Annotated in this window: 12 protein-coding genes; all 12 read left to right on the plus strand. The window is 40.8% G+C overall.

The features are described 5' to 3' along the window. A partial coding sequence (locus AN214_RS22620; protein WP_161805641.1) for a hypothetical protein occupies positions 1-2,349 on the plus strand: 2,349 nt, incomplete at its 5' end. Between the two features lie 260 nt (positions 2,350-2,609). Further along, on the plus strand, positions 2,610-3,866 hold the full coding sequence (locus tag AN214_RS00010) for an efflux RND transporter periplasmic adaptor subunit (RefSeq protein ID WP_054977850.1): 1,257 nt from the start codon (positions 2,610-2,612) through the stop codon (positions 3,864-3,866). A 10-nt stretch (positions 3,867-3,876) separates the two neighbouring features. Continuing rightward, positions 3,877-4,617 (plus strand): ABC transporter ATP-binding protein, encoded by a 741-nt coding sequence (locus AN214_RS00015; protein ID WP_054977851.1) that lies wholly within the window; start codon positions 3,877-3,879, stop codon positions 4,615-4,617. Further along, complete coding sequence (locus AN214_RS00020; RefSeq protein ID WP_054977852.1) at positions 4,614-7,046, plus strand: ABC transporter permease; 2,433 nt, start codon at positions 4,614-4,616, stop codon at positions 7,044-7,046. The genes AN214_RS00015 and AN214_RS00020 overlap by 4 nt, the downstream gene beginning before the upstream one ends. Before the next feature lie 246 nt (positions 7,047-7,292). Then, a complete protein-coding gene (locus tag AN214_RS00025; RefSeq protein WP_054977853.1) occupies positions 7,293-8,618 on the plus strand; it encodes a sigma-54 dependent transcriptional regulator in 1,326 nt (441 codons plus the stop codon). Next, positions 8,618-9,883 (plus strand): PAS domain-containing sensor histidine kinase, encoded by a 1,266-nt coding sequence (locus AN214_RS00030; RefSeq protein WP_054977854.1) that lies wholly within the window; start codon positions 8,618-8,620, stop codon positions 9,881-9,883. The genes AN214_RS00025 and AN214_RS00030 overlap by 1 nt, the downstream gene beginning before the upstream one ends. 248 nt (positions 9,884-10,131) lie before the next feature. After that, positions 10,132-11,673 (plus strand): aspartate aminotransferase family protein, encoded by a 1,542-nt coding sequence (locus tag AN214_RS00035; protein WP_161805642.1) that lies wholly within the window; start codon positions 10,132-10,134, stop codon positions 11,671-11,673. Between the two features lie 4 nt (positions 11,674-11,677). Then, complete coding sequence (locus AN214_RS00040) at positions 11,678-12,973, plus strand: lysine N(6)-hydroxylase/L-ornithine N(5)-oxygenase family protein (RefSeq protein WP_054977855.1); 1,296 nt, start codon at positions 11,678-11,680, stop codon at positions 12,971-12,973. Beyond that, positions 12,973-14,193, plus strand: coding sequence for an MFS transporter (locus AN214_RS00045; RefSeq protein ID WP_152960676.1), 1,221 nt, complete (start codon positions 12,973-12,975; stop codon positions 14,191-14,193). Before AN214_RS00040 ends, AN214_RS00045 begins: the two co-directional genes overlap by 1 nt. A 1-nt stretch (position 14,194) precedes the next feature. Then, positions 14,195-16,582 (plus strand): GNAT family N-acetyltransferase, encoded by a 2,388-nt coding sequence (locus AN214_RS00050; RefSeq protein ID WP_054977856.1) that lies wholly within the window; start codon positions 14,195-14,197, stop codon positions 16,580-16,582. Further along, a complete protein-coding gene (locus AN214_RS00055) occupies positions 16,583-17,281 on the plus strand; it encodes a hypothetical protein (protein ID WP_054977857.1) in 699 nt (232 codons plus the stop codon). Then, complete coding sequence (locus AN214_RS00060) at positions 17,271-18,362, plus strand: heparan-alpha-glucosaminide N-acetyltransferase domain-containing protein (protein ID WP_054977858.1); 1,092 nt, start codon at positions 17,271-17,273, stop codon at positions 18,360-18,362. The genes AN214_RS00055 and AN214_RS00060 overlap by 11 nt, the downstream gene beginning before the upstream one ends.

The raw sequence follows: 18,362 nt of genomic DNA on the forward strand, positions 1-18,362 counted from the left end.
GAAACAACGGCAAGCTATGAAGTCATTTCGAAACCAACCGCTAACTTCTCATATTCCCCACAAAAAGTGACTTTGGGAGAGAGCGTAACGTTAAATAAGGTTACAACGAATGCGGTTAAATGCATCAATAAGTGGGGAACAAATATCGGTACCAGTACCCCATATGTATTTGAACCAAAACAAGCTGGCCAATTTACCGATACCTATACTTGCCAAAATGAACTGGGTTATCAAGTTGAAACAACGGCAAGCTATGAAGTCATTTCGAAACCAACCGCTAACTTCTCATATTCCCCACAAAAAGTGACTTTGGGAGAGAGCATAACATTAAACAAGGTTACAACGAATGCGGCTACATGCACCGATAAATCGGGTAATAGTATAAGTATCAGTGCGCCATATGTATTTGAGCCAAAACAAACTGGCCAATTCACTAATACCTTTACTTGCCAAAATGAACTGGGTTATCAAGTTGAAACCACAGCAAGTTTTGAAGTGACTCCACCACCTGCTCCAAGTTTAAAGAAAGTTAGTATTAAGCTAAATCACACCTCTTTATTCGAGCGCGCTTTCAGCATAAACCCGGTGGATCCGATAGAGGTGTTTGATGAACAGATTAAATTGAATATGGGCGTTACACTACAATTTTCGTTCAAGATTAACAATGATTCGAATGCTAAGTGCAAACTTACCAATACAGATAATCACTTCTCAGAGGATTTAAACTACGATGCACAAGGCGAATTCACAACCGAAATAACACCTGCTTATTTTAATGAACGTTTTGACTTGAAATGTGCCGACCAGTCTTCGAATCAGTTCATGACTATAGCAAACATAGTATTAAAATCTATTGATAATGACATACTGAAAAAACTTGCAAACCACGTTTTGGATGATAAAAAGGGCGACTATCCGAAAAATGAATTCCCTGACGAATACGCAGAATATCGTTTATGGAACACTTACGCTCAGCTTCATAACCTTACGGATAAAGCTTTTCTTTACGCGAATCTAGACTTTGTATTCAACGATATATGCAAATTCTCAGGTCAACCTAATATGTGTGAAGGTGAACCTGAAAAAGTTAGGATTAAGAATAAACTCGCGGAATACCTTATAAATACAAGTGAGGCTTTCTTTGAAACTTGTCCTCATCCTGATAATGACCTTCCTATTAAACATGTCGACGGGAACGAATATCGCCCCCAATGTCGACTGAAGGAAAAGGCTCAAGGGTATTTCCAATGGAGAAGTCCATACATTACGGTAGCTCAGGAAGTAGGAAAAAAAGATAAAGAAGGTCAAGTAACTGCGGAACCATCAAAACTAACTTCAAAGCATTGGCATATGGAGTGGCGAGCGGCCGGCAATGTAGCGCAAGCAATCAAACCTTTCTTTGACTTAACCGACAATAGCTTTGATTTTACTAGTAGCTGCCCATCAGAAGAACTTGAATTACCAAGTGAATACAAACAAATTGTTGCGGCTCAAAGTTTCCTCAGCGAGGAGCAAAAATACGCATGTCGTGCTAACAATGTCAAACGGCTCTTAAAAAAACACATTTGGGACAAGTGGCTGGATCCTAATTATGAAACTAGAAAACAATATAGAATTAACGGTACTCCTATGCCACATTTTATTGCCCGCACTCAAATGATTGAAGATCTGTTTATTCATACAGATGACAATTATACCCAAATTAGCCGAAATCACATTATCAAGGATTCAATTCGTGAGGATGAGAATAGTGAACTATCTAATATTGTATGCAGTGCAACAGATGAGACTAAGTGTAATTGGCCAAAACCGGTAGCATGGAAAGATGAAAAAGGCGAAAAAAAATCTGTAACCTACAACTATCCTTTTGGTACAGCAGGCTCTATGGATTTGAATCATGGTGAAGAAACTATTCTGGTAATTACGCAAAGCGATGCTTTAAAGTACTGCGAATTTAAAAACGGTGTAGAGAATTGTTTTAACAAGAGGTTCTTGGCTGAACAACTGAATGCTAAAGCTTGGATTAAAGCCAAGCCCGAGGCTAATTCTAAGGGACGATTTGACTATTTTCTTAATGGCTATTGCAAGGGTAAGACAAAAAATCCAATAAATGAACAGCCAGAAAATTATTTAGCTCACCATAAAGCATTTGAAGGTTTAGATGACATCAACAAGATGCAATATTTTTGCAGTGTCCATAATGCAGCCCCAAAACCAGCCTCAGTAGTTGGTTGGGTAAGGCTCGCAAAATACAACAGGGACTTAATGATTAACATGCGGTCAGTAGCGTTAGAGGAGAAAGCCTTAGTGCAAACATATCAAACATTGCTAAATAACGAGAGCTTTTAACACCTTAAATAAAGTATAAACATCAGAGTATCAATTATTAAAGCACGTTTAACTAAGACTTAAACGTGCTTTATTAGTTATTTCTATTCTATCTTTCATACATGCACGTGAGATAAAACTTTTCCCACTTTTAATTCCCATTCCCGTTCAAGGGAAAAATCAACTTCAATCACAAATAGTAAGCACCTGATTTTATTAAAATTAATTGATGGCACAGCGTTCGCTATAGCTAAACTATCAAAAGTTATGAAGTTAGTCAGATGGATATTAAACAAAGCCTTGCAGGAACAAATAAAAAGAAACGTTGGCCGATGCCGCTTGCGATTATTTTATCGCTCAGTTTAGTAGTTGGGTTTGCATCAACCTTTAGTGATGGAGATGCCAGCATAAACCGTAATGAGTTGCTGCTTGCAGACGTAAATAGTGGGCCTCTTAAGTTAACGGTGTCGGGGTTTGGCCAACTGCGCTCTAAATACAGCCGCTTTATTACTGCCCGTTACCAAGCCCAAGTAGAACAAGTATTTCACCTACCGGGTAGCCGAGTAGAAAAAGATACGGTGATTTTGCGCCTTTCAAATCCCACGCTTGAGCAGCAACTTAATCGTGCTCGTTTAACGCTCGCTCGCCAAAAAGCGAATTTTGAAGCATTAAAACTCAGCCAAAAAAGTGAAAAACTTAATTTAGAGGCCAATCTTACCTTGCTTGAAAGTGAGCTTGCAAATGCGAACTTGCGCGCCGAAGCTGAGCAAAAACTGATTGAGCAAGGCATTGTTTCTACTCTAGATTATAAGCGCTCGCAACTAGCAGTATCACAACTGAGTAAACGTGTTTCGCTTGCCAAACAGCAGCTCAGCCAAGCGAGTGATTTACACAACCAGCGTTTACAAGTTGAACGCGAATTAATGCGCGAATTTGAGCTTAGCTTCAATGCAGCACAACAAGATGTCGATAAACTTAATGTCACCGCAGGCATCAATGGCATGTTGCAAGCGGTCAATGTAGAGCAAGGCCAATCTGTGCAAATGGGCGCACCACTTGCGGTAGTTGGCAGTGAGCATCAACTACTTGCCGATTTAAATGTGCCAGAACGTGAAGCAAGCCGCATTGAAGTCGGTCAAAAAGCAACGGTAAACACCTTCGCAGGTACGGTTTCAGCGGTGGTGAATCGTATTAATCCAATCGTCAGCGATGGCCGCATTACTGTAGAGCTTGAGCTTACAGGCACCTTACCAAGCAACGCCCGTCCACAGCTCACCATTGAAGGTGATATTGTCACCGACGAGCTTAATCACACCCTTTATGTACGTCGCCCTAGTTTTGTAAGTGGCGATACACAAAACCATATTTTCATTTTAAACCCAGACGAAAATCAATTGGTTAAAACCCAAGTTGAGTTTGGTAAACTAGCCGGCGATAACATTGTTATCAATTCTGGTGCAAATGCCGGTGACACCCTTGTAATTTCAGACAGCTCTGATTTTAAACACTTGCAAACAATAACGATTACAAATAATTAAGGAAGCAATCATGGACAATACACCGGTAATTGAACTCACCAATGTGTCAAAAATATACTTTAGCGACGATGTTGAAACACATGCCCTAAGCGACATCAACTTACAAATTCATAAAGGCGATTACATCGCCATTAGCGGCCCATCAGGCTGTGGTAAATCTACTTTATTAAGTGTGATGGGATTGCTTGATGACGTTACCAGCGGCATCTATAAAATTGAGGGAGTTGATACCAGTAGCCTTAATATGGATACCCTTGCAGAGCTGCGCAACTTACATATTGGCTTTATTTTCCAATCGTTTAACTTAATTGATGAGCTTAGTGTTTACGATAACGTCGCGCTGCCGCTGTTGTATCGCGAACCCGCTTTAAGCAAAGCTGATATTGATACGCGCGTGAATACTGCTCTTAAACAAGTAGAGATTGATCATCGCGCTAAACATAAACCAAATCAGTTATCCGGTGGTCAACAACAGCGAGTTGCCATTGCCCGTGCATTAGCGGGCAGCCCAAGCATTTTATTAGTGGATGAGCCAACGGGTAACCTCGATTCAAAAAATGGTGATGCGGTAATGGCCTTACTAGCCGAACTAAATGAACAAGGCACCACTATTTGCATGGTAACCCACGATCCGCGCTATGCCGGCTACGCTAAAAAACAAGTAAAACTACTCGATGGTAAGGTGCTAAATTCAGTAAATGATAAAGCGCCTGCAGTAACGACCGAAACTCAGTTGGAGGCGCATGCATGAGTGTCCAACGCCTAACCAAACAAATTAAACATGCCAGCAGTTCGCTGCTGCAAGCGCCTGGATTTACCAGCGCCATTGTGCTCACTCTGTCGCTCACGCTTGCCTGCTTTTTTGTAGTAATGAGCTTATTTAGTAGCTACTTTATTAAACCACTTAATGTCGATAATGAAGCGCGCCTTGTGGTGGTTGAACAAGATAACGTCTATTCCGATAAAAACAGCCCAGGGTTTCAAAGCTTCCAGTCGATTATTCACTGGTATAACAACCACGACAATTTTGACAAAGTCGCCGCAATTAACATTGGCGAAGACGTAATAATGAACTTGCCGGGTCAGCCTAAACTGAATATGACCTTTGCCAGCGACGACTATTACGACATTACCAATATGCAACTTGCTGCTGGTCAACATTTATCACCACAAAAACGCCTTGATGATAAAAGTACCGAAGTACTGATCAGCTATTCTATTTGGCAAACCTATTTTGATGGCAGCAAAAATGCAATCGGGCAAACAATTGAACTCGTCCATGGCCAATATAAAATCGTTGGTGTTGTGGCCAAAGACTACGCAAACCCATTTATGTTTAACCGCAGTAGAAGTGACCTATGGTTTCACTTTAGCGGTGATTCGCGTTTTTATAATGAAGAGCGTCCAAGCCCATGGTGGAACTTATTTGGTAGCCTAAAACTTATCGGTACACTTAAAGCGGGTGAAACCCCAGAATCAACCAAAGCCTACTTGCATGCACGTATCTTAGAAATTAAAAGTGATTGGAAAGCAGTATTTGATGAAGTAGACGACATTGTGCCTATCGTTACACCGTTTCGCGAAAAAGAGCTTAACGGTAACGATACGTTAGCAATCTTTATGTTAGTGGGCGTAGTAAGCTTAGTGCTGATTGCCTTATTGAATGTTAGTAACTTATTTATTTCTCGCGCCGTTGTTAAACATAAACAACTCGCACTGCAAGCGGTTTTAGGGGCAAAACGCAGCGTTATTTTCACCAGTATTTTAGTGGAATCAAGCCTGCTGATGGTGATATCGGCACTGGCTGGTTTATTTTTTGCGGCGTGGGGCATCAAACTATTTAAATTTTTAAGTGAAGGGCATTTACCGCTGGTTAGCGCCATTAATCTAGACCTTACCGTAGTATCTTCTGCCGTAATTTGCTGTGTGGTATTTGCTTGGTTATTTGCTTTTATCACCAGCCGATTAATCAACTTTGGTCAGCTTAGAACGCAAATTCAAAGCTCCGGTAAAGGCGGTGTAAGCCAAATTAAAGGCAGTACTGTAAAACTATTGATTGCCCTGCAACTATTCTTAGCAACCGCTCTTGTCATTGGTGCCACAATGGCATTAAACAAAACCTTAGAAACGCTATTACGACCGCTTGGCAGTGAAGTAGATAATCGCTATAGCACCATGTTATTTATCAACGATAGAGAGCGTACGTTAGAGCAAAAATATAATGACTTACAAAAAATTCGCGCTGCAGTGGCAAACATCGATGGTGTTGTTAAGGTAGGCCACGGCGACAGCCCAGTAAACGACGGACTTCGCTCAAGCACAGTAAAAGATATGTCAGGTAAAGAAACCGTCTTTATTCCACAAGCATGGGTAGGCCCTGATTACTTTGATATTACTGGCCTTAAAGTTATTGAAGGGCGCACCTTTAGCGAAGCCGCTATTCGCGGTGAAAAACACGAGTTTTTGGTCACCAAAGCAGTTAACGATATGCTCAAACCTGGTGGCAGTTTAGTTGGCGAGAAATTCTTAAGTTTTGATCCTGATAACCCAGTGGAAGTGGTTGGTATTACTGAAAACTTTAACCACCCTAAATTCTTCGACAAACACCAAGGACGACACTTTTGGTGGGCTGCTCAGCCGTATGCATTTGGCTTAATCATCCAAATGGAGCAAGGAAAAACCTTAAACCGAGAGCAGCTGTTACAAGCAGCACGTACAGTTGATAGCCGCATAGGCCTTTGGAAATTCGATTTTCTGGAAGACGAATACGCCAAGATGGTGCATATGGAGCGTATTACATTAAGCTTAAGCATTGTGTTAGCACTCTTTACCCTAGTTCTGGCGGGTATTGGTATTTATGGCGTACTCAGCTATAACCTAGGTCTTCGCCGCTACGAATACGGTATGCGAATGGCACTTGGTGCAAAACGCAAGCGCTTGTATCAACAGCTATTGTCAGACACCTTACTGCCTTTAGCATTTGCTTTTATTGCCGCATTGGTGGTGATGGTAGGTGGTTACACAATGTTTAAAGTTGAGTTAGCAAATTGGTTGCTTCTCAATTGGCTATGGCTCACTATAACCGCAGCTAGCATTGTGTTATTTGCACTGTTTGCCACATTATTCCCAATGAGCAAACTAATAAACGCAAAACCAATGGCAGCACTAAGAGATAATTAACCGAAATTTGGGGTTAATACCTCTGTCCTTAGCCTGCTTTGCAATACCTTAGCGGGCTAATACCAATTTTATTAATTATTTGATCATTCTAGCGAGTTAAATGGCCCATAAACTGCGTTTTAAAATTCTAAAGTAGAACAACTACATGTCGAATTATAAGCCTTGTTTCTGAACCATTTCTCTGTCGCAATAAATGACCAGCAATTTAATGCAATTGGTATAGTTTTAAAGCTATAAAATAAAATTATGAAAAAAATCCTGATTATTGATGATCATATAGATGTGCGTTTATCGGCGCGCATTGTACTTGAAAGCCATGGTTACACGTGCACTGAAGCAGACCATCCAAGTGTCGGCTTAGCCCTTTTAAAAAATCAGCAAATCGATTTAATTTTGCTTGATATGAACTTCACCAAAGACACCACATCTGGCGAAGAAGGCCTTGGCTTTTTAAAAGAGCTGAAACGCCAGCAACTAACTATTCCCGTGATTGTCATCACCGCATGGGCAAAAGTCGACTTAGCGGTTAAAGCAATGCAACTTGGCGCATCCGACTTTGTTGAAAAGCCTTGGAAAAACGCCAAATTACTCGAATCCATCGAAAACCAATTAGCGCCAGAAAATACCAGCGACAGCCAACCTAGCAGCGGATTTTTAGCATTAGGCGAACAATCTAAAACGCTCGCTAAAGCCGCAAGCCGCATTGCAAAAACGGACGCAAATGTGCTGATCACCGGCGAAAATGGCTCAGGTAAAAGCCTACTTGCACAGTACATTCACGATAACAGCCCTCGCGCACACCACAATATGGTCAGTGTCAATATGGCGGCTATTCCCGATAACTTATTTGAAAGTGAATTATTTGGACATAAAAAAGGCGCATTTACCGACGCTAAAGAAAATCGCGAAGGGCGCTTTTCGCTCGCCAACGATAGCACCTTATTTTTAGATGAAATTGGCACTTTGCCAATGTCACTGCAAGCCAAAATGCTGCGCGTTTTAGAAACCGGCGAGTTTGAAATACTCGGCAGCTCAAAAACCCAAACCAGTAACGCACGAATTATCTCGGCCACCAATGCCGACCTTGAAAAAGCCATAAACAATGGCGAGTTTAGACGCGATTTATTATTTAGGCTCAACACCTTAGTACTGACTATTCCGCCACTTCGCGACCGCCAAGACGAAATTGCCTTACTCGCTAATCACTTTATTGAAAAACACTGTAAGCGCTATGGTTTTGAGCCTTTACTACTTACAAATACTGCATTAGAAAAACTCAAAGCGCACAGTTGGCCGGGTAATGTACGTGAGTTATCACACGTATTAGAGCGCGCGGTGATCATGACCGATGGCGACAGTATTGATGCAACACATTTGCAACTCGAGCTCAGTACACAACATGAAAGCGTACCACTTATGAACCTAGAACAAGCTGAAAAGCTGATGATCAATAATGCGCTCAAGCACTTTGATGGCAATGTCATTGCTGCGGGCGAATTTTTAGGGCTCAGTAAATCAGCTATTTATCGCCGCATCGAAAAATTCAATATTAGCGTTAAAGAGAGCAACTAATGCAAAAGCACTCGTTAGAACGCACAGTCATTACACTTTTTACGCTACCTTGTTTGATTTTATTAGGGCTGTTAGTTTTTTTAATTGTGCATTTTCAGCTCGATTTTCTTGAAGGCACAACACTGATTATTGCCCTACTCGCCCCAAGTGTTGTGGTATTTACTGCACTGTATCGCCGATTTTTTAATACCCTCGACAGCGTTGCAGTGCAGCTCGATGGTTTAGCCAATGAAGAGTTTACAGTATGGCACCTTGCTAAGTACTCAGCAGGTCGCGTTGCTGGGCTAAAACGCGATTTACACACTATTGCCAAACGCATTCAAAATAAACGCCATGAATATGCGCAAAACGAAAGCTTTATCTTTGATTTTATTAACGAACTTGAACTACCCATTATTGTGATTGATAGCCAATCACAGGTTTATCATCATAACCTAGCGGCATCCAATTATTATCAAAAACCCAATTTACTGGGTAATGATTTAACAAGTTTAGGATTGAGTGTCGATGCCGACAAATGGCAACTCGCGCAAAATAATCAACGCCACAAAGTCGTTGCACATGCACTCAACCGCGGTAATCGTCATTATCGTTTATTGGTATTTGTATCGATTGAGCAATCTTTAAGACATAACGAAAAAGAAGCCTGGCAAAAACTAGTAAGAGTACTTAATCACGAAGTGCGTAACTCACTTACGCCGATTTATTCAATGGCACAATCACTGCAAGAATTGCCAAAACTAACGCAGTCAGACTTACAAACCACCATGCTTAACGTGATTGAAAAACGTGCTGAGCATCTGCTTGAGTTTGTTGCAAGCTATTCCAAACTGTCGCAAATTCCTAACGCAAAACTTGCCAACGTTACCACAGATGAAATTGCTAAACGCTGTGAAGCACTTTTCCCCGATGTCGATATCAAAATTGAACACAATGGTGAAATTAAATGTGATATTGAGCAACTAGAACAGGCTTTACTCAACCTTGTTAAAAACGCTAATGAGGCAAATTTAACTGCAAACTCGTCTGGCGTGACTATTCGAATTAATAAAGCAGATAACTGGCAAATTGCCATTGAAGATAACGGTATCGGCGTTGATTTAAACGACAACTTATTTGTGCCGTTTTATTCAACCAAACCTGAGGGCTCTGGCATTGGTTTAGTATTAAGCCGCGAATTAATACGTAATCAAAATGGTGAGTTAACACTTACAAACAAAACTAAAAAGCAAGGTGCGATTGCCTCGATTACCTTCGCCAATTAATAAAGCACAATCAGCTAAATTAGCTTGTTAAGTACCCCTTTTATTTCTTTTGCTGCCTGATGAGATAAAAGGGGAGTAATAATAAGTAGATCTTGTCGACGATCCTAAGTCTTTTTTGTTCCTGTAATATAAACAGAATAAAACCTCTTATAACACAAAATTCTAAGAATCTAATACATAACCCTTATCGCCAACACAAATCATTCGCATTACGATCCATGTTCCTTTTTCAGTGTCAGAAAAATATTATGGAAAACGTATCTGAACAAATGATTTTCGCCAGTGACAATGTGACTGCATTTACAAACCCTAAAAGCGAATCAACTTTTATTTTCAATAAACAAAACCTTGTTGATTATGAATCTGGTTCCATTCAAGCATTATCCTATGTACATCAAGCAATTAGTAGTAATCAAAAAGTGTTTAATGGCAAGCTCGCTAATGAACTCAAAGATCTTGTCAGCAAAGTAAACTTAGATTCACCCGTAGGCAATACACGACAAGCATTAGAAGAACTTAAACACATTTATTTAAACAATGCTGTGTATTTCCACAACCCAAAATATGTCGCCCATTTAAATTGCCCTGTAGCGTATCCCAGTGTGATTGCCGAACAAATTCTTAGCGCCATTAACTCATCACTCGATACTTACGACCAAAGTGGTGCTGGCACATTAATGGAACAAAAGCTCATTGACTGGACTTGCAAGCAAATAGGATTTAATAGCGAAGCAGATGGTATTTTCACAAGTGGTGGTAGTCAGTCTAATTTAATGGCGTTGTTAATCGCAAGAGACTACTACGCTCAAACATTTCAAAATACCTCGCTACGTGATTCTGGATTAACTGAGCAAGCGACTCGCTATAAAATTTTTACCTCTGAAGTCAGCCATTTTAGTGTGCAAAAATCCGCAGCCATTTTGGGACTTGGTTATGACGCTGTTGTATCAATACCAGTCGATAACGCATTTAAAATGGACACCCATGCACTAAAGCACGCCATCGAAAAAACCATTGAAGAGGGTGACACCCCTATTTGCGTCGTTGCCACCGCAGGTACAACTGATTTTGGCAGTATCGACCCACTACATGCAATTTCTCAATTATGTAAAGCACACAATATGTGGATGCATGTTGATGCTGCTTACGGCTGCGGGTTGCTGGTCAGTAAGCAACATAAAACAAAGTTAAACGGCATTGAAAACGCGAATTCCGTTACCGTGGATTATCACAAATCGTTCTTACAGCCAGTCAGCAGTAGCGCGTTCTTTATGCAAAATGGTCAACATTTTTCGTTACTTACACACCATGCAGATTACCTCAACCCATTAAACACCGATACTGAAAAAACACCGAACCTTGTTGATAAAAGTCTGCAAACCACACGTCGCTTTGATGCTCTAAAATTGTGGCTTACCTTACGTGTTATGGGCGCTGAGCAAATTGGCAACGTGTTCGATAAAGTGATTAAGCTCGCTAAACAAACACACGCGATATTAAATCAAGATGATGAGTTTGAAGTGATCCATCAACCTGAGATCAGCACCTTGGTATTTCGTTTTTACCAAAAAAACTTACCAAATGAGCTACTAAATACCATCAACAATCAAATAAAGGAAAAATGCTTCAAAGCTGGAGAATGCGCAATTGCCCGCACGAAAGTAAAAGGCGTGCAATACCTTAAATTTACCCTACTTAATCCAACCACCAGCATTAAGCATATTTCTGAAATTTTATCTGAAATCAAAGCCCATGCATATCTTGAACTCTCACAACAGGTAACGGACTAATACCATGCAACCAACCTATGATTTTATTGCGATTGGCCTAGGCCCCTTTAACCTTAGCCTTGCTTGTTTAACAGAGTCAATCAACGATTTAAACGGTTTATTCCTTGAACAACGTAGCGAATTTAATTGGCACCCGGGATTAATGATCGACGGTGTTCACCTGCAAACTCCCTTTATGTCTGATTTAGTGACCCTGGCCGATCCAACTAACCCGTATAGTTATTTAAATTATGCAAAACAAACAGGGAACTTATATCAGTTTTATATTCGTGAAGACTTTTTCTTACTGCGTAAAGAGTACAACCAATACTGCCAATGGGCGTCAAAATCACTTAGTAATGTGCAATTTGAGCGACAAGTCGTTCAGGTAGATTTCAATGAATCTGAGAGCCTTTATTGTATATTTGCTAAAGACAGTACGGGTAATACACATCAATACTTTGCCAAACACCTTGTTTTAGGCACTGGGCCAGTGCCAAATTATACCGCTGCGGTTGATAAAAACGCAGACGATATTATCCACTCAGGGCAATATTTAGCTAATAAAGACGCGCTCACGCAGGCTAAAAAATTGGTGATTGTTGGCTCTGGCCAAAGCGCGGCTGAAATCTATTATGATCTGCTAACAGATATTCGTTCACATAATTATGAACTCACTTGGGTAACACGGGCACCTCGCTTTTTCCCACTTGAGTATTCGAAGTTAACCCTAGAAATGACGTCGCCTAATTATGTGGACTATTACTATGATCTGCCACAAGTAAAAAAAGACGCATTAATTGCAAATCAAAAACACTTATACAAAGGCATAAATAGCTCTCTTATCAATGAAATTTATGACCTCTTGTATCAGTTAAAGCTCGATGGCGATGTACCAACGCGGTTACTCACTAACAGCGAATTAAAATCCCAATCAGGCCACAGCATAGCGTTTCAACAAACCGAGGCCGAGCACAGTTTCACACTTGAATTCGATAAATTAGTCATGGCCACAGGTTTTAGCTACCAAGACCCAGCCTTCTTAAGCGGTATTGAGTGTCAGATAAACCGCGATAACACAGGGCGTTTTGCTGTATCACGAGATTATTCTATCGACAAGCAACAACGTATTTTTGTGCAAAATGCAGAGTTACACACCCATGGCTTTGTCACCCCAGATCTTGGCATGGCATGTTATCGCAATAGCCAAATAATCAACCAGATTTTGGGCTATGCACACTATCAGGTTGAAACGCATACCACATTTCAAGAGTTTTTAGCGCCTGAAGCAACACCCTGCTCTGAAGGGGAAAATGTGTAATGCGTATTTTGCTTAAAACCAGTTTGATTTTACTGACACTCATCTCAGTAATCTGCGACACCATGATTTTGCCTTTTTATCCTACTTTCTTTGCTGATCGTTTTGGCATAGATAATAGTCATCATGTAGGTGCTTATATTGCTGCTGTGTGCTTTACCGTTATGTGTGCTTTTCCCTACTGGGCAAAACTCGCCAAACGCGTTCATGAGGTACATATTTGGGTCGTAACCCAACTCATAGCAGCCTGCTTAGGTATTGCGTGTTTTTTTAGTACTGACATTGTTTGGTTCTGGGTTATTTCACTTGCGATGCTGGTATTTAAAGCCAGCTACCTACTGATATATCCATTTGTATTACGTTTAGAAGATCAACAATCCCATTTAGGTATTGTTGGCCTGTTTAGCGTATTGATGCATTTTGGTGGTATTGGTGGCGCATTACTCGGTGGTTGGGTAATTGATTTAACCGATATCCAAACCATTTATTTGATTATGGCACTGGGCGATATTGTACAAGTAGGTGTGTGTTTATACCTAAGTAAGCAACTCAAGCTGAAGTGGGCACTGCATCCAAAGGTTTCTTCGCCTGTATTACGTAAAAAAATACCAAATTTTATTTACACCGTAGGTCTGGTGTCATTGTTCGTGTATTTTGCCGGGTTTCTTGCACGTCCTTATTTCACACTGTACTGGCAACATATCAGTGGCATCAGTAGTACCTTCATTGCCGGATTAATGTATGCAATCCCAGCTTGGATGGCATTGCTTGGACTTATTCTCAGCAAAAGTCGCCGCTCACTTAACTGGACCAGCCAGCAACACATTCTTGTTGGTTTAGGGTTTGCAAGTATTGGTTTGTGGCTACAAGCATCACCTGATTGGCAGAGTGTTATTGCTGGTCGTATTTTACTCGGCTACGCAATGTTTGTCATCACGGTGAAACTTGAGGTGTTATTGTTTTCGCTTAGCCAACCCGATCACTATGGCGAAGACTTTGCCAAAATCCATTTTATGCAAAACCTAGGGGTCATTGGCGCATCATTTTTAGTTGGTTCTCTCGTACAACCCAACGCCTACGATACACCATTTTTAGTTGCATCAGGGACAATGGCACTGACGTTTTTCGTCTTTATTGGCCTATTTAAAGTATTTACGCATAGCGCCACACATTCTCAACCATTGCCCCAAAATCAGCCTACTTTAGAATCAGAGAAATCTTGAAATGAAACAGATAGATCATGTTACTTTGCAAAGCCCACTTTTGGGTCAAATTAGCTTTAAGCCATTTTTACCAAACCACGACAGTAGCTTATTACACAGTTGGCTAACCCAACCCTATGCAAAATTTTGGGGAATGGAAAATGCTTCAATTGACGAGGTCAAAGCCTTTTATTCAACGCTGATAAACAGTGGACATGAAACAGCATATTTAGGCTATATCAATGGCACTGCCCAGTTTTTGATAGAAATATATGATGTTTCACAACACGAAATCGCCTCTCATATTGATATCACAGCAGGCGATATTGGCTTTCATATTTTATTAGCACCCAACACGCACCCTATTCGTGGTTTTAGCCATGCTGTAATGCAACACTGTATGCAATTTATATTTGATGAATACCATGCAACGCGAATTTTAGTCGAGCCAGATTGTCATAATCACAAAGTCCACGCCCTTAATTTAAGTGTTGGTTTTCGTCACCTTAAAACCGTTCGCTTAAAACAAAAACAGGCTTTGCTGGGCGAACTAACTAAAACCGCGTTTAATCACAGTAAACAGTATGCTAATCATTTAAATAGCTCAATTCAGATAAATCACAGTTCGCCCGATGCGACACAATTCGCATCGCACATAAAAACAACACATTGGCAAAAAGCAAACCGACAGCTTATCGTTAAAATGATCACCGAGTTTTCTCATGAGCGGCTAATTACACCGTTTGAGTTAAGTACAGGTAGTTATTTGCTAACCAACAATAATGAGCTAGTGACTTATCACTTTTCTGCAAAGCAATTACCCCTTGATCATCTTATGATCGATGTTTCGAGCCTAGTAAAAACAAATAACCAAGGGGAGCAGCAAGCTTTGGATGCCCTGGCGTTTCTATTGGAATTTGCCTCAAAGCTCGGATTAGCAGATCAGCAACTGGCTACCTACTTAGAAGAAGTATCTAGCACTTTAAGTTCAGCCTGCTATAAATACGCAAAACGATCATTCACCGCCCCCGAGTTAGTGCATCAGTCATTTCAAACGGTAGAGTCTGAAATGACCCATGGCCACCCCAGTTTTATTGCCAATAACGGACGCATTGGTTTTGATGCAACAGATTTTCATCAATACGCACCTGAAGCCGCATCTCCAATACAGATTATCTGGCTAGCAGGTGCTAAAACGCATACAGCATTTAATGCAATAAGTGATATCAGTTATCAGTCATTAATCGATAGCCAACTGGATTTAAGTGAGCAGTTACTCTTTGAAAAACGGCTTGCTGAAAAAGGCTTGCTACTGGGTGACTACTACTTAATCCCAGTTCACCCTTGGCAGTGGGAAAATAAACTTGTTCACTTATATACCCGTGAATTAGCAAATAATACGCTAGTCTGTTTAGGTGTTGGATTTGATAAATACTTACCACAACAATCTATCCGTACCTTGTTTAACTTATCAAAGCCTAATAACTACTATGTGAAAGTAGCATTATCAATTTTAAATATGGGCTTTATGCGCGGTTTGTCGGCCAAATATATGGCGGTGACTCCGGCAATTAATCAGTGGGTCTATGATTTAGTGCTGAACGATACCACCCTATCTTCTCTTAATTTCGTACCGCTGCGCGAGCTTGCCACACTGGGCTTTAGCGGCAGTCATTACGAAGATAGTCAATTAGGGGATACACCTTATAAAAAAATGATCGCAGCCCTTTGGCGTGATAACCCCACTAATTTAATCGACAATTCAGAGCAACTTGCAACCATGGCCAGCTTGCTGCATCAAGACAATAATGGCAATGCCTACATAGTGGCCAAAATAAACGCATCAAAGCGATCACCTGAGGCATGGCTAAAAGCGTATTTAAAAGCGTATTTAATCCCTCTGCTGCACTGCTTTTATAAGTACAAATTGGTGTTTATGCCGCACGGTGAAAATTTGATTTTAAAGTTTAAAGATCATGTGCCAGTAGGTGTCTTTATGAAGGATATTGGTGAGGAGGTGTGTGTACTTAATTCAAAAGATGAATTACCCGAAGAAATCGCACGCATTGCTATCACTATGCCAAAAGAGCTTGAACTATTGTCTATTTTCACGGATGTCTTTGACTGTATTTTCAGATACATGGTGCCATTACTCGCGCAAGAAAATTGCCTTACACCAAAGCAATTTTGGCAATTAGTTGCAACTGAAATTAAACAATATCAAGCAGCCCACCCTGAACTAAGTGAGCGCTTTGCAGAGTACGACATATTCTGCGAGGAATTCGAATTATCATGCTTAAATCGCCTACAGCTTAAAAACAACAAACAAATGGTCGACTTAACGGACCCAGCAAATAGCCTGCAATTTGCCGGAAAGTTAGCCAACCCCATAGCATTGTTTAAAGACTAAATGGCCATTCAAACCAATAAAGGGTGCCCTAAAGCTGTGTTGGCAACTTCACTAAGTACAGTGCCCGAGGTTAAACTAGTGGGTGATAGTGACATTAATTTTCACTATCACCCCTGTGCTATCTCTTCACTCTATCGCACCTTGCAAGAAAAGTTCAGTCATACAACACGTGCATACCACATTGTGAATTTATGGCGACAACTTATTTGGCAACCCATCTATTTATCTGTGGCTAGTTGCTACCGCGCCAAAATAAGCACAAACCTTCACGCGCTAAAACAAGTGCGAACAGAAAACACATTGTATGGTTTGCAGGTGACAAACATTGTGACTCACCACTCACTGCAACATGCAATTAATGCCAATATCCATTCATTAAGAAGGTGTTTGGATCACGCCTTTAATACCATGAAGCAAGTCTGTCATCTCTCGTATGGACAGAGTGTAAAAATCGTTTGCGATATTCTGGCAAACGCCTTTGTCCGAGTGTCAGGTATCGCGCAAAGCGATGTATTAACCGCTGCACTGAGTGAGTGGCAACACGCCCTTTTTAATAAACAACATACTTTTTTAGATAGGCAAAGCAATTCACAAAAAGTCAAGCTAGCAACCTGCTGCTTACATATTCAAATCGAGCCCAATAACCCGTGTGAAAATTGCCCCAAAAATTCCATTAGGAGAACAACACATGCCAACTAATCGCTTGGTTTCCATTGATATCGCTCGTGGAATGAGTGTCATTATTATGATCTGTGTGCATACATTGTGGATGTATGCAGATAAAGACACCCAATCGAGCTCTTTACTGGGTGATATTATTCACTTTCTCGGTAAAGGCACCGCGTCATTTCTTGTTGCTATGGGAATCTCATTGATGCTATCAAGACGTCAATCTAGTCGTGATTTACTTTTTCGTGGCCTAACAATTCTCGCAATTGGTTACAGTATGAATTTTCTAAAATTCGTACTGCCCATTATGCTGGGTGTCATGCCGGAGTCATTTGTTGCGGCTTACGAGTGGCAAACACCTTTAAGTTTCTTTCAATATCAATACCTCATCTTAACCGGTGACATTCTTCAAATGGCGGGCTTCTCGTTGATTTTTCTCAGTGCCATTACACAGTTTATTAAGAGTGAGTGGGGGTATCTTATCGTTGCCTTGGCAATAGCTGTGAGCGCTAAGCCATTAAGCGGTTGGACGCCTGGCATTGACGGATTAGATTATTTAGCCAAAGTACTGTGGGGCAATACCTATCAAATCTATTTTCCACTTTTCCCGTGGTTAAGCTGCATTTTAGTGGGCATGTTTATCGGAAAACGCTTTGTCCACAGTCAAAACAGTGTCGCGTTACACAGCGACTGCTTGAAAGTGGGCATATCTTTGACCTTACTTGGTGGCGGGTTGATGGCATGGGATTTTAATTATCATTTTGGCAATTTTTTCCATACTGGATTTGGTGGTATCGCCTATTTAATTGGCGTTAACTTAATCGCTTTATGGTGCCTCAATAAACTACTAAAAAGCGTTATATTCGAACGATTACATGGTCTATTTAGTTACTGTTCGCAGCATGTTACTAGCCTTTATGTAACCCAATGGGTGTTAATTTGTTGGGGCATGGCGATTGTTGGATACCAAACCATGAACTCGTTACAAACAATCATGTTAATGCCCTTAACAATTTCCCTAACGCTGCTTTGCCATTATGGCTATGTAACAGCTAGAACGAACCTAAGTCTTAACAAACATGCATTGAAACGAGCACCGCAAGTTGAGTGA

Source organism: Pseudoalteromonas sp. P1-9, from assembly GCF_001399975.1.
GTDB lineage: Bacteria > Pseudomonadota > Gammaproteobacteria > Enterobacterales > Alteromonadaceae > Pseudoalteromonas.